General features: G+C 35.4%; 24 protein-coding genes, 2 pseudogenes and 2 riboswitches. Of the genes and pseudogenes, 12 read left to right on the plus strand and 14 right to left on the minus strand.

Going from position 1 to position 25,436, the window contains the following annotated elements:
• Positions 1–62 precede the first annotated feature (62 nt).
• Positions 63–1,118 (minus strand): annotated as a pseudogene (gene narH / locus FI644_RS19460) (nitrate reductase subunit beta); the annotation flags it as partial.
• Positions 1,119–1,212: 94 nt separating this feature from the next.
• The gene (locus FI644_RS19465) at positions 1,213–1,911 is read right to left on the minus strand and encodes a Crp/Fnr family transcriptional regulator (protein ID WP_053476574.1); all 699 of its coding nucleotides are present in this window, start codon (positions 1,909–1,911) and stop codon (positions 1,213–1,215) included.
• A gap of 184 nt (positions 1,912–2,095) precedes the next feature.
• Here FI644_RS19465 and FI644_RS19470 point away from each other — a divergent pair, with 184 nt between their 5' ends.
• Positions 2,096–3,298 carry a nitrate/nitrite transporter gene (locus tag FI644_RS19470; protein WP_053476573.1) on the plus strand — a complete coding sequence of 401 codons (1,203 nt, stop codon included), beginning with the start codon at positions 2,096–2,098 and terminating at the stop codon, positions 3,296–3,298.
• A gap of 74 nt (positions 3,299–3,372) precedes the next feature.
• On the opposite strand, the gene FI644_RS19475 is transcribed toward FI644_RS19470, so the two are convergent.
• Positions 3,373–3,579, minus strand: coding sequence for a hypothetical protein (locus FI644_RS19475; RefSeq protein ID WP_053476572.1), 207 nt, complete (start codon positions 3,577–3,579; stop codon positions 3,373–3,375).
• A gap of 461 nt (positions 3,580–4,040) precedes the next feature.
• On the opposite strand from FI644_RS19475, the gene FI644_RS19480 reads away from it, so the two are divergent.
• Positions 4,041–4,760: a YebC/PmpR family DNA-binding transcriptional regulator gene (locus FI644_RS19480; protein WP_053476571.1), complete on the plus strand. Its 720-nt coding sequence runs from the start codon at positions 4,041–4,043 to the stop codon at positions 4,758–4,760.
• A gap of 566 nt (positions 4,761–5,326) precedes the next feature.
• Here FI644_RS19480 and FI644_RS19485 read toward each other — a convergent pair.
• Together FI644_RS19485 and FI644_RS27390 are read right to left on the minus strand one after the other, a co-directional pair.
• A pseudogene (locus tag FI644_RS19485) lies at positions 5,327–5,521 on the minus strand (spore coat protein); the annotation flags it as partial.
• Between the two features lie 411 nt (positions 5,522–5,932).
• Positions 5,933–6,406 carry a CBO0543 family protein gene (locus FI644_RS27390; protein WP_369692254.1) on the minus strand — a complete coding sequence of 158 codons (474 nt, stop codon included), beginning with the start codon at positions 6,404–6,406 and terminating at the stop codon, positions 5,933–5,935.
• 222 nt (positions 6,407–6,628) lie between these two features.
• Between FI644_RS27390 and FI644_RS19490 the strand changes: the two genes are divergently transcribed.
• A complete protein-coding gene (locus FI644_RS19490; RefSeq protein WP_439952620.1) occupies positions 6,629–6,754 on the plus strand; it encodes a hypothetical protein in 126 nt (41 codons plus the stop codon).
• Positions 6,755–6,817: 63 nt separating this feature from the next.
• On the opposite strand, the gene FI644_RS19495 is transcribed toward FI644_RS19490, so the two are convergent.
• Positions 6,818–7,111 carry a spore coat protein gene (locus FI644_RS19495; protein ID WP_053476570.1) on the minus strand — a complete coding sequence of 98 codons (294 nt, stop codon included), beginning with the start codon at positions 7,109–7,111 and terminating at the stop codon, positions 6,818–6,820.
• Positions 7,112–7,131: 20 nt separating this feature from the next.
• Complete coding sequence (locus tag FI644_RS19500) at positions 7,132–7,335, minus strand: hypothetical protein (RefSeq protein ID WP_053476569.1); 204 nt, start codon at positions 7,333–7,335, stop codon at positions 7,132–7,134.
• Between the two features lie 140 nt (positions 7,336–7,475).
• Here FI644_RS19500 and FI644_RS19505 point away from each other — a divergent pair, with 140 nt between their 5' ends.
• The 3 genes from FI644_RS19505 to FI644_RS19515 all read left to right on the plus strand — a co-directional run bounded on the left by FI644_RS19505 (position 7,476) and on the right by FI644_RS19515 (position 9,523).
• A complete protein-coding gene (locus FI644_RS19505; RefSeq protein WP_053476568.1) occupies positions 7,476–7,928 on the plus strand; it encodes a YndM family protein in 453 nt (150 codons plus the stop codon).
• Positions 7,929–8,209: 281 nt separating this feature from the next.
• A complete protein-coding gene (locus FI644_RS19510; RefSeq protein ID WP_075209165.1) occupies positions 8,210–8,485 on the plus strand; it encodes a YqhV family protein in 276 nt (91 codons plus the stop codon).
• Between the two features lie 249 nt (positions 8,486–8,734).
• Positions 8,735–9,523, plus strand: coding sequence for a TraR/DksA C4-type zinc finger protein (locus FI644_RS19515; RefSeq protein ID WP_142108737.1), 789 nt, complete (start codon positions 8,735–8,737; stop codon positions 9,521–9,523).
• A gap of 113 nt (positions 9,524–9,636) precedes the next feature.
• On the opposite strand, the gene FI644_RS19520 is transcribed toward FI644_RS19515, so the two are convergent.
• The 7 genes from FI644_RS19520 to FI644_RS19550 all read right to left on the minus strand — a co-directional run bounded on the left by FI644_RS19520 (position 9,637) and on the right by FI644_RS19550 (position 18,055).
• The gene (locus FI644_RS19520; RefSeq protein WP_142108738.1) at positions 9,637–10,071 is read right to left on the minus strand and encodes a GtrA family protein; all 435 of its coding nucleotides are present in this window, start codon (positions 10,069–10,071) and stop codon (positions 9,637–9,639) included.
• Positions 10,025–11,062, minus strand: a complete 1,038-nt coding sequence (locus FI644_RS19525) for a glycosyltransferase family 2 protein (RefSeq protein ID WP_142108739.1) — start codon at positions 11,060–11,062, stop codon at positions 10,025–10,027. The genes FI644_RS19520 and FI644_RS19525 overlap by 47 nt, the downstream gene beginning before the upstream one ends.
• A gap of 18 nt (positions 11,063–11,080) precedes the next feature.
• Positions 11,081–12,739 carry a DUF6044 family protein gene (locus FI644_RS19530; protein WP_379999324.1) on the minus strand — a complete coding sequence of 553 codons (1,659 nt, stop codon included), beginning with the start codon at positions 12,737–12,739 and terminating at the stop codon, positions 11,081–11,083.
• Between the two features lie 187 nt (positions 12,740–12,926).
• Positions 12,927–13,373: a flavodoxin domain-containing protein gene (locus FI644_RS19535; protein ID WP_053476564.1), complete on the minus strand. Its 447-nt coding sequence runs from the start codon at positions 13,371–13,373 to the stop codon at positions 12,927–12,929.
• The gene (locus tag FI644_RS19540) at positions 13,370–14,416 is read right to left on the minus strand and encodes a ribonucleotide-diphosphate reductase subunit beta (RefSeq protein ID WP_053476563.1); all 1,047 of its coding nucleotides are present in this window, start codon (positions 14,414–14,416) and stop codon (positions 13,370–13,372) included. Before FI644_RS19540 ends, FI644_RS19535 begins: the two co-directional genes overlap by 4 nt.
• Positions 14,417–14,438: 22 nt before the next feature.
• Entirely contained in the window at positions 14,439–16,727 is a 2,289-nt protein-coding gene (locus FI644_RS19545; protein ID WP_053476562.1) for a ribonucleoside-diphosphate reductase subunit alpha, read from the minus strand.
• Between the two features lie 165 nt (positions 16,728–16,892).
• Positions 16,893–17,072: riboswitch (cobalamin riboswitch) on the minus strand.
• A 125-nt stretch (positions 17,073–17,197) separates the two neighbouring features.
• Positions 17,198–18,055 (minus strand): MBL fold metallo-hydrolase, encoded by an 858-nt coding sequence (locus FI644_RS19550; protein ID WP_053476561.1) that lies wholly within the window; start codon positions 18,053–18,055, stop codon positions 17,198–17,200.
• Positions 18,056–18,263: 208 nt separating this feature from the next.
• Here FI644_RS19550 and FI644_RS19555 point away from each other — a divergent pair, with 208 nt between their 5' ends.
• The 6 genes from FI644_RS19555 (at position 18,264) to FI644_RS19580 (ending at position 25,288) form a co-directional block, all read left to right on the plus strand.
• Entirely contained in the window at positions 18,264–18,350 is an 87-nt protein-coding gene (locus tag FI644_RS19555) for a hypothetical protein (RefSeq protein ID WP_231690132.1), read from the plus strand.
• Between the two features lie 140 nt (positions 18,351–18,490).
• Positions 18,491–19,969 (plus strand): methyl-accepting chemotaxis protein, encoded by a 1,479-nt coding sequence (locus tag FI644_RS19560; protein ID WP_142108740.1) that lies wholly within the window; start codon positions 18,491–18,493, stop codon positions 19,967–19,969.
• Positions 19,970–20,134: 165 nt separating this feature from the next.
• Positions 20,135–20,317: riboswitch (cobalamin riboswitch) on the plus strand.
• Between the two features lie 212 nt (positions 20,318–20,529).
• Positions 20,530–22,404 carry an anaerobic ribonucleoside triphosphate reductase gene (locus tag FI644_RS19565; RefSeq protein ID WP_056685239.1) on the plus strand — a complete coding sequence of 625 codons (1,875 nt, stop codon included), beginning with the start codon at positions 20,530–20,532 and terminating at the stop codon, positions 22,402–22,404.
• Positions 22,401–22,850 carry an anaerobic ribonucleoside-triphosphate reductase activating protein gene (nrdG, locus tag FI644_RS19570; protein WP_053476558.1) on the plus strand — a complete coding sequence of 150 codons (450 nt, stop codon included), beginning with the start codon at positions 22,401–22,403 and terminating at the stop codon, positions 22,848–22,850. Before FI644_RS19565 ends, nrdG begins: the two co-directional genes overlap by 4 nt.
• A 47-nt stretch (positions 22,851–22,897) precedes the next feature.
• Positions 22,898–23,212, plus strand: a complete 315-nt coding sequence (locus tag FI644_RS19575; RefSeq protein WP_053476557.1) for a YciI family protein — start codon at positions 22,898–22,900, stop codon at positions 23,210–23,212.
• Positions 23,213–23,449: 237 nt separating this feature from the next.
• Positions 23,450–25,288 (plus strand): SLC13 family permease, encoded by a 1,839-nt coding sequence (locus tag FI644_RS19580; RefSeq protein ID WP_053476556.1) that lies wholly within the window; start codon positions 23,450–23,452, stop codon positions 25,286–25,288.
• Positions 25,289–25,436: the final 148 nt, after the last annotated feature.

Raw genomic sequence — 25,436 nt, forward strand, 5'->3', positions numbered from 1 at the left:
TTAAATATAATCGTCAGACCTGCTAAAAAAGGGAGGGAGATGAAATACCTTCATCAGAATTCCTAGAGCGTTCCACAAGCTCCTGGTCCACCAGCAAATGCAAGGCCGCAGCTTCCTTGTTCATCATATAGATCTGCCACCTCTTCACGATGGGAAGCTGGGATTACAAAACGATCTTCATATTTAGCAATGGCTAGCAGACGGTACATATCTTTAATGTCTTGTTCTGTTAATCCTAGCCGTTCAATTAGGGAAGTGTTAGGCAGCTTTTTTGTTTGTACACTTCTCATATAAGTTCTCATGACAGCCATTTTCTTCAAGACCTTCCGAATATGTGATTCATCACCTGCCGTAAGTAAATTGGCTAAGTATTGGATTGGAATCCGCAGTTCATCAATTGCAGGGAAAATGTCCTCTGCATTTGATGAACTGCCAACTCCTTCAAACATATTCATAATTGGGCTTAGTGGCGGAATATACCATACCATTGGCATCGTCCGATATTCAGGGTGAAGCGGCAGCGCAATTTTCCAATCTATAATCATTTTATAGAGAGGTGATTTTTGTGCTGCTTCAATGAATTCCAATGGGATGCCTTCATTCTTAGCAGCTTCCACGACATCAGGATCATTAGGGTCTAAAAAGATGTCTAATTGTGCATGATAAAGATCTTTTTCATCAGATAAAGCGGCTTCTTCGACCTTATCTGCATCATAAAGCATAACTCCGAGGTAGCGAATACGGCCAACACAAGTTTCAGAGCAGATTGTTGGCAGTCCAGCCTCTATTCTTGGGAAACATAAGGTGCATTTTTCTGCTTTATTTGTTTGCCAGTTGAAATACACCTTTTTATAAGGACAAGAAGTCACACAGTGTCTCCATGCACGGCAAGCATTTTGGTCAACAAGAACAATCCCGTCCTCATCCCGTTTATACATAGCACCTGACGGGCATGCACTCACGCAGGATGGGTTGATGCAGTGCTCACATATTCTTGGCAAGTACATCATGAATACCTCTTCAAATTCAGTGCGAATTTGATTTTCCATTGCGACAACATTCGGATCCTGTAACCCAGTGATATGACCACCAGCAAGGTCATCCTCCCAGTTTGGACCTGTGATTTGCTTAGAAAAAGAAATTTGTGTGAAATAGAAAGGCTGACATAAAAAAAGACTGACAATTTTATGTCAGTCTTTTTTACTATGATTCTTATTCAATACTGCAATAAGTAGCAGGGCAATTTTCACAGCCAATTTCTTCTTTAAGGAATTTGAGATTATGGACTGTAATTTTCCCTTTCTTAATGGAGATAATTCCTTCTCGCTTTAATTCATTAAGCATTCGGTTCGTGCTTTCTCTTGATGTTCCACAAAAATTCCCTAGCTCTTGGTTTGTTAAAGGAAGATCAATTAGAATGCCATCACTTTTTTTTATCCCATAGCTATTAGTCATACGAATAAGAGTAGAGAATAATGCTCCTTTTTTCCCGTTTAAAACAAGGTCACGAAATTTTGTTTGCGTTTTACGAAAATGATCACTCATCCATTTCATAAATTCGAATGCTAGTGCACTATTTTGGAAGATTTCCCTTTCAATGACTTCTTTCTTGATCGCTGCTATTTCGCCATCTTCTAGTATTAGGGCACTTAGCAAATATCTTGGTGCATGTGTAAATAAAGTTAATTCCCCACAAATATCATTATCTCCACAAATTCGTAAGGCAAGCTCTCGGCCATCCTTAGAAATTTTACTTATTTGGACTTTACCGGAAATGATTAGGTAAAGTTCCTCTGCATGTTCTCCTTCTTGAAATAAATATTGTCCTTTAGTCGTTTTTATTGTCCGATCTGCTAGCTGAAGCAATTCTTTTATCTCAATTGAATGTGTTGGTTTCATTGATTGCACCATATGCTTATCACCCTTTATTTTAACATCCATGTTGTTAACTATATTCTAACACTAAGGGGTGGAAAACTGTCTGTTTTAAACTGTGAATTATTTATGAACTTCATTTGAAATGTGAAGATCTTCACATCTTATCACATCCAAATTTTTTACGATGTACTCAAATAACCGAAAGGGGAATTTTAAAATGAAATCGAAAGCGATACAATTACCTCTTCAAACACTTAGTTTAGTTGCTGGATTTATGGTATGGGTCATTTTATCAGCATTAATGCCTTTTATTAAAGAAGAAATCCAATTATCAGCCAATCAATTAGCACTAGTAACAGCGATTCCAGTAGTCCTAGGATCAATATTAAGGATACCGATAGGATATTGGACGAATCGTTTTGGGGCAAGAAAATTATTTTCTATTAGCTTTATTCTGTTGCTTTTTCCAATTTACTACATCAGTATATCTAGTTCATTCACTGACTTACTCATCGGAGGACTATTCTTAGGGATTAGTGGAGCAGTATTTTCAGTGGGAGTTACTTCTTTACCTAAATACTATCCAAAGGAGAAGCATGGATTTGTTAACGGTATCTATGGTGTAGGGAATGTCGGAACTGCGATTACTACATTCTCAGCACCGGTCATTGCCACTCAATTTGGATGGCAGACAACTGTTCAGCTATTCTTAATCATTGTATTAGTTGTGGCGGTAGTGAACTTTTTCTTAGGTGATAAAAATGAACCAAAAGTAGTCACTCCATTAAAGGATCAAATCAAAAGTGTTTACAAAAATGAAAAGCTATGGTGTTTAAGTTTGTTCTATTTCTTAACATTTGGTGCATTTGTTGCATTTACAATTTATCTGCCAAACTTCCTCGTAGCAAATTTTGAGCTGGATAAAGTTGATGCAGGTTTAAGAACAGCAGGATTTATTGCAATCGCAACGTTTGTCCGTCCATTAGGCGGATGGCTTGGTGATAAATTTAATTCATTTAAGATTTTAATGATCGTTTTTGCAGGTCTAACCTTATCAGGAATCTTATTAGCATTTAATCCAACATTGACATTTTATTCTATCGGCTGTTTAACAATTGCCTTCTGTGCGGGTATTGGCAATGGAACTATTTTCAAGCTGGTACCGATGTATTTCTCAAAGCAAGGCGGAATTGTTAATGGGATTGTTTCAGCAATGGGAGGCTTAGGAGGATTCTTTCCACCGCTCATGCTCTCATTCTTATTTAATTTGACTGGCCATTATGCAATAGGGTTTATGGCGTTGTCTCAAGTAGCACTTGCTAGTTTAATTATCGTTGTTTGGATGTATTATCAGGAAAAAATGGGGTCTGCTGTTCAAAAAGGGAAACCATTTAATGGAAGAGGGCAATTATCTCAATAATAATAATAATAATAGGAAAATCCTCAAATGCTTATGAGGATTTTTCCTTTATCAAGTCATATTTTTGAAAGTTTTTATTCCTCAAAGAAAGCTCTAAATGTTTTTAAATCGGTATTGTTTTTGTTTTGAAGATAAGGATTATCAATAGTTGAATCCTTTGGATCTAAATTGGTTTTTATTTCTAACATCGGTCCAGTTGTTCTTCGTTTAGCAATAATCCGATCATTTAATTCATTAAAATCGGGAAGACTCTGATTACCTGGTTGTCTCGGTTCTGACATTCGGGCACCTCCTTTAAATTAGCTTGCTTATATCAATCAAATATATGTGATGCCAATTAACCGATCTTATGATTATTTTTATAAAGAATAAGCACAATAAGAAGGTACACAAAGTTAAAAAGGGGGGAACGAAGTGTCAAAAAATTAACAAACACCTTCTGCAGAAGTCGATCAAAAGAAATTATTAGACGACAAAGTTGAAGCCCTTCGAAAAAACAACTTTGAAGATGACCATGTTCGAAGAGTTACTTCAAATGGGGCCCAAGGGCAATAAGGAAGAAAAAAGGAGTTGCAAATGCAGCTCTTTTTTTTGAATATATAACTTAACAAATGAATCAAATAGGTATAAAATAATTTAGTGATAGATACCAAGGTTAATTTTATTAAAATATGATTTGGTTTTTTTGAAGCGACCAATTCATATTTGATTTTTGATTCAATCTCGAAAGTGAGTGTTCATTATGGGTCGTAAATGGAATAATATTAAAGAAAAAAAAGCGGCAAAAGACGCAAATACAAGTCGGATTTATGCAAAATTTGGCCGTGAAATTTATGTTGTTGCAAGACAAGGTGAGCCAGATCCAGAAGCAAATCAGGCATTAAAGTTTACATTAGAACGTGCAAAAACATACAATGTACCTAAACATATTATTGACCGTGCAATAGAAAAAGCTAAAGGCGGTTCAGATGAAAACTATGACGAGCTTCGCTATGAAGGCTTCGGACCAAATGGATCAATGGTCATTGTAGATGCTTTGACAAATAACGTCAATCGTACAGCTGCAGATGTACGCGCTGCCTTTGGTAAGAATGGCGGGAATATGGGCGTGAGTGGATCGGTTGCCTATATGTTTGATGCGACAGCTGTCATTGGATTAGAGGGAAAAACGGCAGATGAAGTGCTTGAAATCCTAATGGAAGCAGATGTTGACGTTCGTGATATTATCGAAGAAGATGAATCTGTGATCGTTTACGCAGATCCTGATCAATTCCATGCGGTGCAAGAAGCGTTTAAGAATGCAGGTACTACGGAATTTACAGTTGCTGAACAAACCATGCTTGCACAAAATGACGTAACTCTTTCAGAGGATGCACAGGCAAAGTTCGAAAAAATGATTGATGCACTAGAAGATTTAGAAGATGTTCAACAAGTGTATCATAATGTTGATTTAGGAGAATAGAAGAAGCAGACCTTGTTTTAGAAGGTCTGCTCTTTTTTATTTTTGTGCAATTTATATTAGCAATTACCAGTTTATATTTAGGTGAAGAGGCGTCGGTCGATGATTTTAAGGGATAGCTTAAATTAAGAACGAGGCAATTGCAATTGCAGATAAAAAAATTAAGGTTGTGACGGCTTTGTAGAATACCTCTTAAAAGAATAAACCAATAACAATAGTACAAATCTTGAAAGAGTTAGAGCGAATGAATAAGAAAAGTTTAATAAAGCTAATGTTAAAACTTATAAGAGAATAAGCACTATTAGAACGGAATGCTGCCAAATGATTTTTGAATATTTTTCCTTTTGTTTGTTTTATTAATGATATTCGTGATAAAAAAGCTAGAAGAATAAATAGACTGATATTAATAATTTTGATAAAAAAGTTAAGTGCAATTATTAACAAAAATGCACAGTTCCAAGATTTAACATAACAAAAGAGTAATTATGTATAATAAAAAGAGCCTTTTTAGGCTCAGAAGTCGATTAGAAAAATACTATCGTGAATTGTTATCTATATAGGCTGAAAACTTAAATTGGTTCAGACAATGCTTTATTAGCTATATTTACATCGTTTTTAAGTAATTTATTTAGATTATATGAAGGATAAAAACCCTTATCATACATGTATTTATAAACATTAGCATGAGTGTCAATAGCTCGTAGAAGCTGTTGAGTTAATACCTTTCTTAGTGATGGTGTTGCAGTTTCGGTAATTGCAATAGCATTGTTTCAAACAGATGTTTTCGCTGAGGGCGTGCATTATTGTGTTCCATTTACCTACCTCCTAAAAATACTCTTTAATACTGTATTCATGTGGAAGGTTCTGGGACATTGTCTTTACAATTTTATGCTTGTACTATTAAAACATTTGTTTACAGGGCAAGCATGCGTTGAAGGTTGAATATGTTAGGATTTTTTTGGATCTTGCCCTGTAGAGCTAAATATAGGAATATAGAATATAGCTCATTATTTTAGAGTTCCCAATATTTAATAAAGAAATACAGATAAATGAATATGATGCCGAGCAAAACCTGAATCTTTTGAGTTCTCGTTCTTCGGAGGGCCTTGCTTGGCATGGATTAAAGTACCCAATTTTGATTTGTATATGCAAAAGAGTAAAAAGGTAAAAAACTATTAAGAATTCCTATTTTTATTTAAAGATTTAAGAAATTTGAAGTGCAATAATTGAAGCCACAATAGAAATGGGTATGAGAAAGCTGAATACAGGTATTTCCAACCGTTGTAATAAAAATAACCAGCCACTAAAGAGATGTATTCGAAAACCAAACTAAAAATAGTCCACCCAATAATGTAAAGTAACTTACTCATTAATGGTTTTCTATTCGGATAGAAATTTATGAATACAATACCTGCAACCGGAAAGAAAATTAAAATCGGCAAGAAGCCTAAGTATTGGACACCAGGATAAATATAGCCATACAGATGATACTTAATGTCAAAAACTACATCTACCATCAAGCCTAAGAGAATTGAAAATAATGCGATTGTGTATTGTTCAGACTTCGTTATGTTTTTGGGAATCAGATATAGCACAAATATAAAAATAAAACAAAAGAAAATTAAGAAGAAGGTCATTTTATATATCATTCCCTATAAAAACAAGAATTAAAAATTAGTTTATCCAATCATGAAAAAATAATTCGATTAAAGTTTGATTTTTAATTTGAAGAAGATTTTCAACTTTAAGCTGGATTAATAAATTATCTGCTTGGGCTGAGGAATTGCAAAATAGGAAATTGGATTTAATCGAAATTACTTCAAACGCATACAGAACTTGCATATTGTGCTCCTTTCAAAAATGCACAATTGTTGCTTACCGCTGCAGAATCAGGATATACATACATCATTTTACGGAAATTTCAGCTTTGCCGTTTTTGCTTCGGAAGCTTACTTATAAAGGGGGAAATTCCTGGAGTAATAAAAGAAAGTTGGTAACACAGTCTTGGAAAAACCCCTTGAAAAGAAGGGGAATACTTCTTTTTTCAAGGGGTTTTTCCATTAAAACTGGTTGTCAGGGTGTAAATTATTTTGCATAAATTCTTGCACCTTGTGTATTTCTTCAATAGAGGCTTTTTCAGTTTTATACCAGCCTTTTTCATTCATTATTTCATAGAGCCTGTATTGATTGGTATTTGCATTATCAAAGCACTGCTGGTATATTTCACGCAAATCCTTATGGCTCGATTCTAATATAGCATTACTTACACTTCTGCATCTTCCTTTCTCTAATTCCAGGCAAAGCTGCAGCGTTTCTCGATCTGTTAAGCCACGCCCCTCCATATTATTTGGCATTTGTATGTCTCCTTTCCTCGTTATTGGATCATTTTCGAACGATTAAAATATTGTGAAAGTCCGGCGATTTTTAATTGATGACTTTCTGCTAGTTGTTCAAGAATTTTTCTTAGTTCTTGGTCCTCACACAGAGATGCACACCAATTCATTGTTTTGGCAGTAATTTCCTCAGCGCGGATCTCATCCTCTATATATGAAAGTTCTTTAGTCGTTAGTTCATTCATTCTTTTCACCCCCAGGAACAATAATCCTTTTCTTTGCTAGTATTCATAGAAATGCTCCATTTTATCCACATGACAATATACTTGATTATTGAATAAGATTAAATTTATGATCCAAAATATTGTTTAAAGGAGATGAAAAGATGAAACATGTAATAGCATTTGCCGTAAAAGGTATTGCAAGCCTTGTCCTTTTATATTTAATACTTGGCATGATGTTTGGGATGAGTTTTGGAAATGTATTGTTCATCACCTTAGTTTTGGGGATGGTAGCTTATATAATTGGTGATATGCTCATCCTGCCGAGGACAAATAACTTAGTAGCATCAGTTGCTGACTTTGGGCTTGCATTGATGGTCATTTGGCTAATGAGCAGTGTTCTACCGAATGGCGGGAATTTGTTCTCAATGTCCTTAATTTCATCATTAGGGGTCGCACTTTTTGAGTTTTTTTACCATAAATATATTTCAAATAATGTGATTAATAATTCTCAGACATCTCAAAATTATTCTGGAAATTTACGTTTTCAAACAGAGGCTTCAGAGGAGCTGACACCGAAAAGGGCAGAAATTAAAAATAGGAAAGAAGATAAATAATTGCCAAACGGGATACACTTGAAGGATTTTCATTCTTCAGGTGTTCTTTTTTGTTGGTCTTTCAGTTTTTGCTTGATATAGCAATTCTTTAATATGATAAAACAAAGATAACCACCTCATCTGAATAATTCAGTTCATAGCATCAACCTAGTATTTTAGAAGATGTAAAATGGGTGTATATCCTTCGGTTAACGGAAAAAGTATTCTTCATTAAAATAACTTGTCCTTCTCCAAGACGATGGTGCATATATTAGTGGAAGAAATCGTTTGGGAGGATTATTATGTTTCAAATTTTTGAAAAGGCAATTATGGGCATGGCATTATTACGAATTCTTTCGGGCAGCATCGAAATCTTTGTTGCCATATTGATTTTAAGAATTAATGATATTGAAAAGGCGCTTTTTGTTAATAGTTCTCTAGCTTTAGTTGGACCCATTATATTGATGATCACAACAACGATCGGCCTTGTTGGATTATCTGAGAAGGTTTCTTTTATAAAACTTATTTGGATATTTGGAGGAGTTGCATGTATCCTTTATGGTGTTAAAAGTAATTAATTATTGATGGAATGTTAGGAAACTAAACATTACAGAGTACATCAAGTGAGGTTGGGTTAAGAAAATAAGACTTATACATTACATATATTTGAAAAGAAAACCTGTGCGTATATGTACATATGATAAGGGATCAGGCAAGGCAGATCGAAATGAATCATTTATCAAGAGAAGATTATCTTGTTATAAGAGTTTCAAAACAAGGGAAGCTTATACTTAATGGTTAAGAGTAAATGAAGGGACTGTTTAAGTATGCTTTCAAATCAGGAATTATCCCAGTTTAAGGAAAGACTAAACCATTTAAAACAGGAAATTCAGAGTAGGTTCAAGCAAAATGAGCATTTTGGTTTAAAGGAATCATTTTGGAAGGAATCAATGGGCGAACTTTCAAATTATGACAATCACCCGGGAGATGCTGGGACAGAGCTATTTGAAAGAGAAAAAGATATCGCCTTAAATGAACATTTAGAAGATGAGTTGAAGAACATCGACAAAGCTTTAATAGCCATACAAAATGGGACCTATGGAAAATGTGAAGTTTGTTCGAAGGATATCCAGTCTGAACGATTGGACGCATTACCTACAACTACTTTCTGCATAGAACATTCACAGGATCAACGCACATCTCACAAACGCCCTGTTGAAGAAGAAATTATCGGGCCGCCTTTTAAAAAGTTTTTCAAAGATGAGGACGGAGATGAAAATGTTGCCTTTGATGCAGAGGATTCATGGCAAGAGGTGGCAAAATGGGGAACAAGCGAATCGCCATCTGATATGTCTGATCCGCCAGACGATTACAATGAAATATATACAGATTCAGGAGAAAATGTAGGGTATGTTGAGGATTTTGAAAATTTCGTTGGTGTCGATATTGAAGGAAAAAATATTACAGTTTACCGAAATGCCCAGCATGAGGAGCTAGAGGATCGGTTAGATGAAGAAGATATTATGACATCTTATGGGGATTTACCTGCCTATGAAAAAGACCCATACACTGCTGAATATCTTGAAAGAGAAAGGGATAACGAAGATAATTCTTAAGGAGCCGTTAAATAATATTTCTGTTTTAAAGGACGATCTCTAGAAGATTTCGTCCTTTTTGATTATATTTCAGGAAGGATGATGATGTGAGTAAGTAATACTGAAATTTTCTATTATTTTCTAAAAACATAAAGCCTTTGCCCGAAGTAATTCGTGATCATATAGACTGCAGTTCCAATTATTATAGCTGAATTTTCGCCAGTAAGCCTGATAAGGGGAAATTTACCTATAATCATACCAGCTGCCATTTCACTTACTTTATATGAAAATAAGTAACAAAAAAGAATGACTGCGATGAAGCGGGGGACACTTTTTTTGATCGTAACTTTAGATTGAAAAGTAAAAGTCCGATTTAAACTATAACTGACAATCGCTCCAATACTATTCCCAATAAAAGTAGAAAACCAATAGGAAAGTTCTGCAATATTTAAGAGCAGAAACATCGTACTAAGACCAGTCAGTGTATTAATGACCCCCACGATAAAAAAACGGATAAAGGAATTAGTTCGTTTCAGGCAGCTTTCCAAGATCAGTGCGATAGAACTCATTTTCATTCCCTCCATCATTTATAATATGGCGGGGCATCGGCATATTAAATGTATCAATGTCGATGATATATTTCGGTCTTCTCTTGGATTCTTTATATATTTTTCCGATATATTCCCCAACTAGTCCAATGGCAATAAGCTGAAGTCCACCAATAAGCCATATGGAAATAATTAAAGATGTCCAGCCTATTTCTGTCTTCCCAAAAAACTTTAAGCCGAGAAAATAAGCACCGAATAAAAGACTAATAAAGAAAGATAAAACACCAGCTAACATGACGAAGCGAATAGGGGTAACAGAAAAAGATGTAATTCCTTCAAATGAGAAGGCAAGCATTTTTTTAAATGGATATTTTGTCTCACCGGCCAGCCGTTCCTTTCGGTCGTAGTACACATTAGTTGACTTAAAGCCGATAAGGGGAACAATACCTCGCAGAAACATATTAACTTCCTCAAAATGTTGGAGCTCATGTAACGCACGTTTGCTCATTAAACGGAAATCTGCGTGGTTATAAACAAGATTCACACCCATTTTTTTCATTAGCATGTAAAAGCCCTGTGCTGTGCTTCTTTTGAAAAAAGTATCGCTATCTCGTTTTCTCCTTACGCCATAAACAATTTCACAGCCTTCTTGAAATTTAACGATAAATTCCCGAATGACAGTAATATCATCCTGAAGATCTGCATCAATGGAAATCACACAATCAGATGCCTCTCTAGCAGCTGCTAAACCAGCGAGAAGAGCATTCTGATGCCCCACATTTCTTGAAAGTTTTAATCCACGGATATTCTCGTCATGTAAGCTTTTTTTGTAAATAATCTTCCAAGTTTCATCCTTACTTCCATCATCCACAAATAATATTTTGCTTTTATTTGAAATGAGTCCTTCTTCCTTTATCTCTCTAAGAAAACTGCTTAGCTGCAAAATCGTTTTTGGAAGAACATCCTCCTCGTTATAGCAGGGGACGACAATAGTAAGTACTGGATTTTTCATGTGGCATTCTCCTATCCTCTATATTGCTTTATAAAGGTAGATTTTCCAGGCAGAGCTTTTTGATTCAAACGTTTTTTCTAGCACTAGGCTATTTTCTGAAGCGTTATCAATTGGAACCGCTGAAAATATGTATCTCCCACCCATTTCTTTAAAGGGCTCTATATTAAGCTCCAGTTTTTTCAGCCTTTTTTTTGTCTTTTTTTTAAACATATAATGCTTCCCAAGTTCGGCCGTAAAGATATAACAGCGACCGCCCCATTCATCAAAGTATGTCCGAATAGTTTTGTTTTTGGCAAGTTCTTTTTCAATTATTTTCCTGAACTGATATTTATAGCTTAAAGGATAAAAGTTATTATATGTATCAAGCGTGTAGAACCCATTGTACTGTGCGATTGCAGGATGAATGCCGATACTGGCCACTCGATAATCCTCTTGAGGAATGCCGATAAAATCCTTAATATTATTGAATTGTTCTTCCGCATAAAATTGCTTAACTGTAGGCTTATTACGAAACAAAAACTCTTCATTGGCAAATGAAACAACTAAAATCTGTGCAAGGACAAGGATAAGCCCGATTCTTTTCCAGTTTTTCAAATAAGAACAGATGATTTTTAATGACAATGCAAACAACAAATATACAATAAGAGGTCTTAAAAAGTGATACCTCGCAAAGTTAAATGTGTCAAGAAAGTGGAAACGTTGAGTAAGCGGAAGCCACCCTTTGTAAAACCAAAATGCATACCAAGCAGATAAAACAATGTTTAGCAAAAATAAAAATACAAATACTTTTTCCATTCTCCACTTTTTTTTCATAAAAACGATTGCTAAAGCAATAAGCATCGCTGGCAATATGATAAAAGTATGTACAGTTGCAGCATGATGGTGACCATAAATAAAATTCTTAAAAGTAAGGCGGAGTGCGTGGGTAGCTGATAATCTAGCATGAAAATATTCATCCCGACTGTTTGGGTCATCATCAAATAATAAGGAATATACGAGCCGATATTCAACTAGTAAAAACATGACAGTCATATAAGCGATCGATAAAAGAAAGCGAAAATTCCACCCTTTTCCTCTAATCAAGTCTGAAAGCCAGAATATCCCCATAGCACTAAGAAAAAAGAAAAAACCAAGTACAATACTAGAATAGAATGGGAGAACGGTTAAAACGAGATAGTTCTTCCACAATCTTTCCCCATTCCGTATATTCAAGAAAGCCCATAATGCGAGTGGCATACCAAGTGTACTTAACATCCCTGAAGGCCAAAAAGGAGTAAATGCAAAAGCTAGTGAGATGCCAATATTGAAGGCTATCCATTCCTTATCTTCAAGGAAGTGTGTTTTCAAAAGTAAATACATGCCCAAAAATGCCGTAAATCTTGTTATTGTTTGGCTTATTGCGTAGGCAATCATGGTTGGGAATAGTACATAAAGCCAGACAATCAGGCTATATTCAGTACCAAAGGCATTCCGTGACAAATTCCCGTTAATTATTTGAGGAATAACAGCGTTTGCAGGTCCGGTAATTTGACCGCTTTCAGCTAGGACTTTATACCATGCAAGATTGGAATCCAAATTATCATGGACGCGTATGTGAGCATTGTCTCCTAATATAAATAAGGGGGAGATGAAGATAGTCAATGCAAGTAATGACAAGATAATTAGTAATTTCTCTATATAATTATTTCTTTTTGACAGCAATCTTTACGCACCTCTGAATACAATTCTTTTCTAAGTGAACTTTATTTAAGGTTGCACTATCGTATGAATAATATTCCTTTTGAGTTGTAAATCTTCAATTGAAAAAAGGCCAGATCGAAAAAAAACACCGTCATATAACGGTGTCTAAATGTTAACCTATAGCCTATTGCAAACTTGTTTGTATCCGTTCAGTAAACAACTCAACAAACTTTTTACACTTGGATAAGTCTTGTTTTTGCGGCAATAATTCAACCTTTAAGGTTACAGCTAAATTCGTATTTGTTTTTAATGCATTTTTAAACGTATCGACAGCTCCGCAGTAGTGGGGGTAAAATCGGTCACCCGTACCAAAGATAGCTGTAACCATTTTTTTATCTCTTAAACCTTTAAACTCATTATATATAGGCTCCATTTCTATGGGGATTTCTCCGTCTCCCCATGTATAAGTGCCAATTGCGATTGCATCGTATTCAGCTAACTCGTGAACCGGGAAGTCAGTTATGTTCATTAGTTGAGATCTATATTTCTGTTCAATTAATAGTTCATGTAGTAATCGTGCTAATTCTTCTGTATTGCCGGAAACAGATGTATAAACAATACCAATTCTCATAACTCATCAAAGCCATTGTCTTGGGAGACTTTGGTATATGTTCGTGACTTCTGTTCGAAGAAATCGGACTTCGTTTCGTTCATCATTTCATCACTGAATACATGAATCCATGGCATTGGATTTTCTCGATCTTCATAGAGATTTTCAAGTCCTAGTTGGCGAAGCCTCTTGTTTGCTAAGTACTCAACATAGCCTTCAAATTCTTCAATGTTAATTCCTTTAATGTCTTTTAATATATAATGTGCCCATTCTTTTTCAAGCTGAACTGCTTTATGGATGGTATCATAAACAAATTCAATATTACTCTCTGTATTTAATTCTGGCATTTCAGTTAATAAAATCCGAACAAATTGTGAAATGAAATAGGCGTGCTGCATCTCATCGCGTTGGATATAGCTTATCATTGTGCTCGTTTTTAACATTTTTTGCTGACGTGCTAAGTGGTAGAAGAAAGCAAATCCAGCGTAAAAGTAAATTCCTTCAAGATTTATTGAGTTAATACAGAGCTCAAATAAATGTTGTGGAGTTGGCTCGTTTCGAAATTTTTCGTATGCATCCAAAATAAGCTCATTCCGTTTTCGAACGATGGGATCATCCTTTGCTTGATCGAACCGAGCGTTTTGTTCACTTAGTGGAACAAGTGAGCTCAAAATATAGGAATAAGATTCATTATGAACAGCTTCTTGCTGTGATATAACTGCAAAAATAGCCTTAAAGCTTGGGTCGGTTACATAATCCATCACTTGTGTCATTGTAGGTGTTTGTAAGCTATCGAGAGAAGCCAGCTGTGTATTGATTCTTAAAAATACATCTTGCTCAGTTGTACTTAATAAATCCCATTGTTTAATATCATCCTGCATATTAATTTCTTGGGCTTTCCAAAAATTTGATAATAATGTTTGATACATTCGGTACATTTGCGGATATTTAATGTCGTTCCAATTTAAAATTCCGGAAGAATGACCATTAATGATCCGAGTTGCTTTATTTGGATACTCTGGATTAAGCAGTTTTATTTTAGTAAGGGCTTGTTTGGTGCTCATTTGACTACATCCTCCTCAAGATTTAGCTATGACAAGCTTCACATTCATCAATTTCTGTTTGTGAAGTACTGCGTACATAATATGTCGTTTTCAATCCATGCTTCCATGCTTCCAAATGAAGCTGCAATAATTCCCGCGCTTTTATATCATGGCGAACATAGAGATTAAAGCTAATGGATTGATCAATATGTCGTTGACGTGCAGCATTGTGCTTAATACTCCATAATTGGCTTAATTCATGGCGAACACGACGGTAATAATTGTAAGTATGGTGATTTAAATCAGGAGCAGTCACTTTAAATTTAAAGTTTTTCTTTTCCTCTGCATATTCAATCGCATATAGTGGATCAATTCCATCAGTTGATCCGCCAATTTTTGCTGTAGACGAATTAGGCGCAACAGCAAGCATCCATCCATTCCGAACTCCAAATGTTTGAATATCCTTCTGCAGCATAGTCCAGCGCTCGGAAGTGTAGCCTTTTCGTTCAAAGTAAGCGCCAGTTTGCCATTCAGATCCAGAAAACATTCGATAGGATCCTTTTTCCTTTGCAAGCTCCATTGAAGAATGAATAGTGTGATAACTGATTTCTTCGTACAAAGCATCTGCAAATTCAACGGCTGCTTCAGATTCCCAATGAATTTCCTTGAGTGCAAGTAAGTGATGCCATCCAAACGTTCCTAGTCCAACAGCTCGATACCTTTCGTTTGTCCATTTGGCTTGTCCAACTGAAATATTGTTAATATCAATCGTATTATCGAGCATTCGCATTTGAATTCGGATGAGTCGTTCTAACACATTCGATTGTATTGCATTAGGAAGATGGATAGATGATAAATTACAAACTACAAAGTCTCCTGGTTTTCTAACTATGACAATATTGCCATCATCGTCTTGAAATTCTTTCTGAATCACTGTTGCAGACATATTTTGCATAATTTCAGTACAGAGATTACTGCAATAAATAGAAGTGTGTCCTCTACCTTTCACATGCTTATTTGGATTTTGACGATTTACCTCATCTCTATAGAACATATATGGAGTACCTGATTCTAGCTGAGATACCATAATTCGAGCCATAATATCCATCGCCCGGTATGTTCTTCTTGGAAGTAGAGGGTGATTAACAGCTTCTTCATATTTTTGAGTAAAATATTTAATATCTGTCTCATCGTAATAGTCTTCTAGCCCTAATGGATTCCCAACTTCATCTTTCCAGCCCATGATTTGCTTTACTTGGTGTGGACAGAAGGTATGCCATTCACCAATGCTTCTTCCTGTTTCATCAACTTTCTCTAATTTTTTCATGAATAAATCAGGAATGGCTACACCTGTAAAAATATCATGAGCTTTCCGTCGCTCATCCCCGTTATTCGTCTTTAAATCTAAGAATCCATTCATAATGTCTTTATGGAATATATCTAGATAAATAGCTACAGCTCCTTGCCTTTGTCCCAATTGATCTACGCTGACTGCTGTATCGTTGATTAGTCGAATCCATGGAATGACACCTGAGGAGTTCCCTTTAAATCTCTTAATATCTGAACCTAAAGCACGCACCTTTCCATAATAAATACCGATTCCTCCACCGTCTTTGCTTAATCTAGCAATATCCCAATTATTTAAATAGATACTATCCAAAGAATCTTCAACTGTGTCAATAAAGCAAGAGGATAGTTGACCATAACTTTTCCCTGCATTAGCAAGAGTTGGAGTGGCAACCGTCATATAAAGATTGCTTAATGCCCAGTAGGCCTCTTTAACAAGAGAAAGTCGATTAGATTTACTTTCATGCTTCATTAAAGTCATCGCGATGATCATAAATCGTTCCTGTGGCAATTCAAAGACATTTTTTTCATAGTCTTTCGCTAGATAGCGGTCGGCGAGCAGGAATAAGCCAACATAATTAAATAAATAATCCTTTTCCGGATCAATTGCATTTTCAATTTCAGCGATCTCTTCCTTAGTATATAAATTTAATAAATCATCTGAATAAATTCCTATATTTGTGAGTTCTTTAATAAGTTCATAGAAAGGTCCATACTTTTGTTCCTTGTGATAACCTCTGTTAACAGCTGCTTTTGAATAAAGATCATTTAAATATAACCCGGCAGCAAGAAAGGTCCAATTGGGCTGTTCCATTGAGATCTTGTTCAAGGAATAATGGAGTACCTGTTCATTCGCTTCAGAAAAAGTCTGATCATTCTCCAATATTTTCTGTTTTATCTCCCGGATGTCAATATTGTAAATAGTAGCTGCTCTTTCTAAAGCATCCAAAACAGAATTTAATTCATTTTGAAGCATTGTTTTCATAATATAAATTCCCCTTTCATTACTTTCATTCGATTCTTGGAATAGGGGGAAAATAAAAACCCATCACTCAATAAAGAGGATGGGTTTAACAAACGTTGATAAGATCATAGACAAAAAAGGTCTATCAAAATACCCTCGTTCTATCTTCCCAGCTCCCGAAGAAGATAACACGTTATAAATATGGCAGGTCTCCTGACTCGTGCTTTGCACCTACTTTAAGTCCTTCCCATCCTAATGGACAGTGGATCACTTATTTCGTCAGCACTTACAGTTGCGGGAACAGCTCTGGAATTGCACCAGATTCCCTATTAAGTCTTACTAGACACCGTATTTATAGGTTAATCACTGTATATTGTAGTATTGTGATCGTGTAAATACTATATATGTACTTTTATGATTATAAGCTAAACTCCAACTTTAGACAACCTATTTAGAGATTTGTTTAAATTAGGATGTGGTAAACTGTTGATCTAATGCAGGTTTTTATCAACATATTTCCCAAAGTCAGGTACTGCAATTTGATCAAAGTCATGAACAAGTTTTTCAAGGCTTTTTGTTAATAGTTCACCTGACATTGGCAATCCATGCCCTGTAATTGCAACAGATGGGCTTAAAGATGCTAATTTGATTACCGATTCTTTAGCAGCTTCCCAATCAGTTGTAAAATATCTGGGAGGTCCGTTTATCTCTTGTTTTTGGGTAATTACTTTATATAGTGAATCTTGTTTGACGGTTACAAATGCGTCTCCAACAATCAATGTATTGTCTGATTCCCTGAATAAAGAAATGTGTCCAGGAGAATGTCCGGGAGTATGAATCCAGCAAAAATCAGGCAAATATGGAATCGTCCCATCTGCAGGAAGCTTTTCCACATGATTGTCTAGGTTAATTGGTTCATTTGGAAACAGTGGAGACATTTTTGCTATCAAGCCTCCTTCAACTGTTGGGTCAGGTTCAGGATAACTCTTCTGTCCAGTTAAATAAGGCAGCTCTAATTCATGAGCATAAACAGGTATTTCCCAATGCTTAACCAATTCAATAATTGCACCTACATGATCAAAATGCCCATGTGTCAAGATGATTGCTTTCGGGTGGCTATTTGCGCCATAGTATTCTTCAACAACGGAGATGATCTCATTTGCTGAATGGGGCATTCCAGCATCAACTAGAATAAAATCTTTTGTATTAGGATCCCCTGCTAATATAATATTGACAATTTGTACAGTGTGGCAAAACAAGTCAGGCAAGACCTGAATAGTCATTCCACTCCCTATGGAAGTGGCGGGAATGTATTTATAATCACTGCCATAATTCATATCCTTATCCATTGGCTGTATCCTCCTTTAGATTAATTTCATTGATTCTTGGAAGCTGTTATTAGTATTTAAGGGGATATTTATTTTATACATAGGTAGGATTATTTATGGAAATAAGGAAAAAAAGATTACCTATTTAATGCATTATTTCTGCATTTAAAGTGAAAAAAGGGCAATCCCTTTATTTAAGCAGAATAAGATTAGACCTATAATAGATCAAATATTCCCATTTGCAGATATCCAACAGGCACATTATCATATGGAGGCAAATAAGAATATAAGGAAATTAGTGATACTTGTTAGCTAAATGAAGTTCAATTAAATTCTAATGTTTTAAAGAGATCCACTAGGAAAATAAATTGTTCCAGCTTTTATTATTTTTATCGAAAAATACCTAACATAGCCGATAATATTAAAAAGTAATTATTATTCTAGCGGGGGAACAAAATGAATGCAATCGAACAATTAAAGCTAATGGATTTGAAAAGTAAAAACAAACTAATGCTAACAATATACTTGATATCAACGGTCATTGGGTTAATCAGTATGTTCGCATTAGACCCGAAATCTATAATGACTATGCTAAACCTAGTACAAGTAATTATCTATCCTATTGTTTATTTTATGACGAATAAAAGTAAGAGAGAGTATTTATTTCCCTATGTAATTGTCATAGGAATGAATACATGTATGTTGATTACGACTTTAATAACGGGGGGCAATCTAGCTGGTGTTATTAGTGTATTTTTCTTTACTATTTTTGCTGCAGTTCCCTTTAATAAAAAAATCTTTGGAATCGGTATTGTTTTTGGTTTAATCATCCTTTCCTATAATAGTTTTTTTCCAGTAGCAACATACGCTTACTTGAAAGAGGAATTTGCATCGTTTTTCCTAATATATTTGCTATCAACGGTCCTTTTAAGCGTTTTAATTCATTTGAATGATAAGCAATACAAAATGCTCCAAGAATATATGGATCAAGAAGAAGCAAATTCAAGAGCAAAGGAAGAACAAAAAGTTAAGCTTGAAAAAGAGCTGTTTACCATTGTAGACAGTTTAAGTAAGGTGAATGAAAAAATTCAATTTAGTGTATCTTCACAAGATGAAATGAGAATTGCCATAAGTGAAGTTTCAGCAGGCAGCCAGGTTCAGAGTGAACAAATCTCAGGCATTGCTACCAATGCACATAATAATTTAGTGGTTTTGAATGATATGAATCAGTCAACTAAGGAACTTATTGAAGAATCTGTTCAATCTAGTATTGCTGCTGAGGAAGGTCAATTGAAAGCAAAGCATCTAATGAATGAGATGGATAACTTACAAATGGTTATTAAGGAGCTTAATAAAAACTTTAGGACATTAACTCAAAAAATTGAAGAAACAAATCAATTTGCACAACAAATTCAGCAAATTACAGAGCAAACAAATTTATTGGCATTAAATGCTTCAATTGAGGCTGCGCGAGCAGGTGAAGCAGGGAAAGGATTTTCTGTTGTAGCAGAAGAGATTAGAAAATTAGCTGATACAACGAAAGTAATCACAATTAAAATTACTGAAAATCTCGTAGAGGTTAACAAAACAAATGAATTAGCCCAAGGAAATATGAAAGACAGCAGTGTGAATTTGAACCAAAGTGTCGAATCATCTAACGAAGTGGAAAAAAAATTCTCTGAACTTCATTCAATGCTGAAAAAAGTAAATAAAAAGTTTCAGGAATTTGACACTCTGTCTAAAAAAGTGGGAAGAAATAGTGAAAAAGTTGAATCATCTACAAATGATTTTGCTGCAATTATTGAGGAAGCAACAGCAAGCTTGCAGCAAGTAAATGCATCAATTGAAACAATCACAGCAGATAATCGATTAATCGCAGAATATATCCAACAAACAGCAGAGAGTGCAGAAAATATTAAGAAATCATTTATATGAGAATAAGTGATAACGAGAAGAGTGAAATTGGTATGGTGCTGATTTTACTCTTCTTTTTTTTACTTACGATTAAGATAACTATTGTCAAAATAAAGTCAGTTCAATATAATTAAGATGCAAATACGATATGTTGTATTTGTTTTATGGTAAATACACTATATATAGTGTTAACCAGATAAATGAGGTGCTCTTTCAAGGGCTGAAAAGGGAATCTGGTGTGAAACCAGAACTGTACCCGCAACTGTAAATGCTGATGATTCAAACAAGAACCACTGTCGTTTTTGATGGGAAGGTGTTTGAAAAAAATGAAGCATGAGTCAGGAGACCTGCCTTATTTATACCGTGTTATCTTCTTCGGGAGCTGGGAGGATGGAACGATGGTAGATTTGTAGAATTTTTCTGCAAGTGTGTCAACGTGATGTCAGCCATTTCTCTAAAGAGAAGTGGTTTTTTTATTCTCTTATTATCCTTGGATACATCATGGTTTAGAAAAAGTAAGGAGGTTAAAAAGCAAACCACGTAATTGAATTTTTGGAAAATGAAGTAATGGGGGAGTTACAATGGGACAATTAAGCTACAAGGTGAACAAAAGTACATGGGGGTTAATTAAGAGTTTTGAGGAAATAACAAATGCTTCAGATCAAGAAATTATGAATGAGAATGCAAATATGGACGGAAGATCTCCAATGGGTCAAATGAATAAATTTGGAAGTGAATCCGCCAAATTCTATGCAATAGAGCATCAACTGTCGGAGTCGATAAAAAATTCTGTATTGGAAAATTATATTCATATTCATGACATGGATTACATGCCAATGGGTACGACAACTTGCTGTCAAATCCCTCTAGGTAAGCTTCTTTCTACCGGTTTTAATACAGGGCATGGCTTTATGAGGCAGCCGCAAAATATTAAAAGTGCATTAGCTCTTGCATCAATTATTTTACAGGCAAATCAAAATATGCAGCATGGCGGACAAGCTTATCCGATGTTTGATTATGATTTGGCTCCTTATGTAAAGTTAACATTTGAAAAGCATTTAAGCCGAATTAATGGGTATGAAACAACTTACACAACCGAAGAAAAAGAAAAAATTGCTTGGAAGGAAACTGATCAAGATGTATACCAGGCATGTGAGGCATTTATTCATAATAGTAATTCCATGCATTCACGAGGAGGTTCGCAAGTTCCATTTATTTCAATCAATTATGGAACTGATACGTCAAAAGAGGGCAGGATGATTACTAAGAATATTCTATTAGCTACACAAAGTGGGCTGGGAAAAGGAGAAACTCCGATATTTCCTATTCAAATATTTAAGGTGAAAAAAGGAATAAACTTTGATCCTGATGAACCTAATTATGATCTGTATCAATTAGCATTAGAAACAACAGCCAAGCGTCTTTTTCCGAATTTTAGTTTTATTGATGCTCCCTTTAATCTTAAATATTACGATGGAACGCCAGAAAGTGAAATTTCCTATATGGGCTGCCGTACAAGGGTAATGGCAAATCGCCATGGGGAGGAAAATAGCATTGGACGGGGAAACCTTTCCTTTACAAGTATAAACCTTGTAAAAATAGCATTAACAAGTAATAATGAGGAACAATTTTTTAATAAATTGGATTATTATTGTGATATTGTCATTCAACAATTATACGAGCGATTCTTATATCAGAGAAAGAAAAGCGCACAAGATTTTGCCTTTTTATATTCTCAGCGGATATGGCGGGGAAGTGAGGAACTAGGGAGAGAAGATACACTCGAAGAAGTGCTCCTGCAGGGGACATTGTCCATTGGATTTATTGGACTTGCCGAAGCTTTAAAAGCCTTAATTGGCACTCATCATGGAGAGAATGAGGAGGCTTGGAAACTTGGCTATAAAATTGTTGAATTTCTAAGAAAAAAGGCGGATCAAGCAGCTGAACAGCGTAATCTAAATTTCACACTTATAGCAACACCTGCAGAAGGCTTATCAGGAAAATTTACGAAAAGAGATCAAGCTGAATTTGGGGAAATAAGGGATATAACGGATCGATCTTACTATACTAATTCATTTCATATTCCAGTCTATTATCCAATAAAGGCGATTGATAAAATTAGAAAAGAAGGCCCCTTTCATGAGCTCTGCAATGCCGGTCATATTACATATATCGAATGTGATGGGTATTTAAAAAATAATCTTCAAGCCATAGATCAGCTAGTAAAAGCTATGTACGATAATAAGATTGGCTACGGTTCTATCAATCATCCAGTAGACTACTGTAAGAAGTGCAGCTATTCTGGCATTATTCATAACGAGTGTCCAAGCTGTCATACGACTGATGAATCGGATATTTCTAGAATTCGACGCATTACAGGGTATTTAGTAGGTGATATGTCTAAGTGGAATGTTGCTAAAAAACAGGAAGAAAAAAATCGAGTAAAACATTTATGAAGGTAATGGGCATACATCATGATTCTGTAGTTGATGGAGTAGGATTAAGAACTGTAATATTCTTCGCAGGATGTCCACACCATTGCTTCGGCTGTCATAATCCTGAGAGCTGGAATCTTAAAAACGGGAAAGAAATGTCAGTGGAGGAGATAATGGATGAAGTACTGTCAAATCCACTCACCGATATTACTTTATCGGGAGGAGAACCATTCTATCAGGCGAAAGAGGTAAAAGAACTAGCAAAGGCATTAAAAAATCTTAATAAAAATATTTGGATATACAGTGGATATAAATTAGAACAGTTAAAAAGCTGCGAGGATAAACATGTCAATGAATTGTTGGAATATTGCGATGTGCTAGTGGATGGTCCATTTATAATAGAGAAAAGAGATATCACACTGCCATTCCGCGGAAGCTCCAATCAAAGAATTATTAAACTGAACTAGAGTAGTTTAACAATGTAATAAAACTTATTATAGAAGGAGGTTATCGAATGGAGAATAGCCCCTATGATAGTAATGTTCTTTATGTAATTTTATTATCTATTAATCATGGAAAAAAGCTAACTGAACCAGTCATCCGTGAACATATTTCATTTTTAAGAAAACTTGATGAGAAGAATCAGTTAGTTCTTTGCGGCCCTTTTCTTGACTATAAAGGCGGAATGGTGATAATTCGAGCAACATCCATGGAGGAGGCAAAAGCAATAGCTGAAGCTGATCCATTTATAACATCTGGGTTGGAAAGCTATGAAATTCGTACAATGGAGGTTTCCTCTGAAGAGAACAACCATCTTGGTATGGGATAAGAGTTGTATAACATCTAAGTTTTGGCCGTTGGTGTAACAGTACTAACGGTCTTTTCTTTACAATAATGGTTTTCTTTATCCATATACATAGTTAAAAGACGTTTGTATACAATTTATGAACTTTGCAGTAGCAAAATGATTTTCTTGAGAACAATACTTATAATGGAATAGATAGGAGAATGGAAGTACAGTAGCCTATTCATCAGATGATTTTAACAGAAAGGGTTTACTTTTAAAATGCAGCTTATATTAACATTTGTCATTCTAGGTCTAATAATCTTTCTTTTTATGAGTAATCGTATCCGTGCAGATTTAGTCGCTATTCTCGCATTGCTGGCATTTGTTATTGCTGGTATTTTAGAGCCTGCTGAGGCACTGGCGGGCTTTTCGAATTCAGTTGTGATTATGATTGCAGCATTATTTGTTGTAGGAGCGGGGATTCTTCGTACAGGTCTTGCAAGAAAGGCAAGTAATTTGCTTTTGCGCTGGACTAGTAATAGCGAGAAAAAGTTATTTTTTCTCTTGCTAGTCATTGTTGCTTCTGTAGGAGCCTTTATGAGCAATACAGGGACGGTAGCGATTATGCTGCCAGTTGTTATCAGTATTGCTGTAAGTATGAAGGTGAGCTCATCAAAGTTTTTGATTCCACTTTCTTATGTTGCGAGCTTATCAGGATTATTAACACTAATCGCTTCTCCCCCCAATTTAATTGTCAGTCAAGTCCTTGTTGATCATGGTATTGAGCGACTTCGTTTTTTTGATATTACGCCAGTCGGTATTGCGGCAGTCATAACAGGAATTATTTATTTAATGATTGTCAGAAAAGCCCTGCTACCGAATAGCAACAATAAGAAACAAATGAGCAATACTCAACTTTCTCCAAAGGAACTCATTCAGCATTATCATTTGGACGAGAACTTACATCGTGTTCATGTACTAATTGAGTCCCCGATGGTGGATCGGCCATTATCTGAATTGAAAATTCCAGCATTGTATCATCTTTGTATATTGAAAATTGACCGTAAATCAGCTGAGGGCAGGAATCTTTTACCTATTACCTATCAAGAAATGGCTGGACCAAAGAGTGTCATACACGGTAAAGATATCCTCTATATTCAAGGATCGAAAAGCCAAGTAGAGAAATTAGCCAAAGATTATCAGCTTGTGTTTGAAACAGATCAATCAAAGAATGATTTAGTTTCAAGTCAACTTGGTATTGCTGAAGTACTGTTAACACCACATTCAAGTTTGATTAATGAAACGATTGAGGATATTGGGTTTAGAGAAAAATACAATTTGAATATTATTGGAATTAATCGAAAAGGCACTTATATTTTAAAGGATATGTCCAATGTACGACTTCGTTTTGGAGATGCTCTCCTTGTACAAGGCTCATGGGAAGAAATCGAATTGCTTTCAAGAGAAACCAAAAATGTTGTGGTCGTTGGTCAGCCGAAAGAGCACGCAAGCGTGGCAGCAGCAAATGGAAAAGCACCAATTGCTGGTGGAATCATGCTTTTAATGATTGCAATGATGATTCTGGAAGTGTTCCCAACTGTTATTTCTGTATTAATCGGTGCTGTTCTTATGATCATCACTGGGTGTTTACGAAATATGGATGATGCCTATGGCCATTTGAATTGGGAAAGTATTGTGTTAATCGCCTGCATGCTCCCTGTGGCAACGGCATTAGAAAAAACAGGGGGAATGGTGCTTCTATCAGAAGGTATTATAGATGTAGCTGGCGGGTATGGACCATTAGGTGTGTTAGCTGGTATTTATTTGATTACAATGGTTTTCGGTCAATTTATTAGTAATACGGCAACTGCGGTGTTATTTGCTCCGATTGCGATGAATGCGGCTATGAATATCGGGGTTAGCCCCTATCCATTCTTAATAACGGTAGCGGCTGCAGCGAGCATGGCATTTGCAACTCCAGTTGCATCCCCAACAAATGCAATGGTCATGACAGCGGGAGGATATAAATTCAGTGACTTTTTAAAGATAGGAATCCCCTTACAAATAGTCATGTTCCTTGTTATGATGTTTATCATTCCGTTAATTTTTCCATTTTAATCAGGCGCTCTCCTTAATGGATAAGCGCCATTTTTTGTATAGGAATATTGTAATTCTGAACTTTATGTGAAATTATTGAGCTTTATTTTAAATTTAGGTGTCTTAGAAAAACGAAATATTTGATTGCCTAATTAATTTAGAGATATAT

Origin of the sequence: Cytobacillus solani (assembly GCF_006704205.1) — a bacterium.
Taxonomy (GTDB): Bacteria; Bacillota; Bacilli; order Bacillales; family Cytobacillaceae; genus Cytobacillus; species Cytobacillus solani.

Coding starts and splice junctions, on each gene's coding strand:
- FI644_RS19520 (WP_142108738.1), bottom strand. CDS start 10,071: ATGAGTTCTATCGCACTGATCTTGGAAAGCTGCCTGAAACGAACTAAT.
- FI644_RS19515 (WP_142108737.1), top strand. CDS start 8,735: ATGCTTTCAAATCAGGAATTATCCCAGTTTAAGGAAAGACTAAACCAT.
- FI644_RS19510 (WP_075209165.1), top strand. CDS start 8,210: ATGTTTCAAATTTTTGAAAAGGCAATTATGGGCATGGCATTATTACGA.
- FI644_RS19550 (WP_053476561.1), bottom strand. CDS start 18,055: ATGGATAAGGATATGAATTATGGCAGTGATTATAAATACATTCCCGCC.
- FI644_RS19505 (WP_053476568.1), top strand. CDS start 7,476: ATGAAACATGTAATAGCATTTGCCGTAAAAGGTATTGCAAGCCTTGTC.
- FI644_RS19535 (WP_053476564.1), bottom strand. CDS start 13,373: ATGAGAATTGGTATTGTTTATACATCTGTTTCCGGCAATACAGAAGAA.
- FI644_RS19500 (WP_053476569.1), bottom strand. CDS start 7,335: ATGAATGAACTAACGACTAAAGAACTTTCATATATAGAGGATGAGATC.
- FI644_RS27390 (WP_369692254.1), bottom strand. CDS start 6,406: ATGATATATAAAATGACCTTCTTCTTAATTTTCTTTTGTTTTATTTTT.
- FI644_RS19465 (WP_053476574.1), bottom strand. CDS start 1,911: ATGGTGCAATCAATGAAACCAACACATTCAATTGAGATAAAAGAATTG.
- FI644_RS19560 (WP_142108740.1), top strand. CDS start 18,491: ATGAATGCAATCGAACAATTAAAGCTAATGGATTTGAAAAGTAAAAAC.
- FI644_RS19575 (WP_053476557.1), top strand. CDS start 22,898: ATGGAGAATAGCCCCTATGATAGTAATGTTCTTTATGTAATTTTATTA.
- FI644_RS19475 (WP_053476572.1), bottom strand. CDS start 3,579: ATGTCAGAACCGAGACAACCAGGTAATCAGAGTCTTCCCGATTTTAAT.
- FI644_RS19525 (WP_142108739.1), bottom strand. CDS start 11,062: ATGAAAAATCCAGTACTTACTATTGTCGTCCCCTGCTATAACGAGGAG.
- FI644_RS19540 (WP_053476563.1), bottom strand. CDS start 14,416: ATGAGCACCAAACAAGCCCTTACTAAAATAAAACTGCTTAATCCAGAG.
- FI644_RS19480 (WP_053476571.1), top strand. CDS start 4,041: ATGGGTCGTAAATGGAATAATATTAAAGAAAAAAAAGCGGCAAAAGAC.
- FI644_RS19545 (WP_053476562.1), bottom strand. CDS start 16,727: ATGAAAACAATGCTTCAAAATGAATTAAATTCTGTTTTGGATGCTTTA.
- nrdG (WP_053476558.1), top strand. CDS start 22,401: ATGAAGGTAATGGGCATACATCATGATTCTGTAGTTGATGGAGTAGGA.
- FI644_RS19470 (WP_053476573.1), top strand. CDS start 2,096: ATGAAATCGAAAGCGATACAATTACCTCTTCAAACACTTAGTTTAGTT.
- FI644_RS19580 (WP_053476556.1), top strand. CDS start 23,450: ATGCAGCTTATATTAACATTTGTCATTCTAGGTCTAATAATCTTTCTT.
- FI644_RS19565 (WP_056685239.1), top strand. CDS start 20,530: ATGGGACAATTAAGCTACAAGGTGAACAAAAGTACATGGGGGTTAATT.
- FI644_RS19495 (WP_053476570.1), bottom strand. CDS start 7,111: ATGCCAAATAATATGGAGGGGCGTGGCTTAACAGATCGAGAAACGCTG.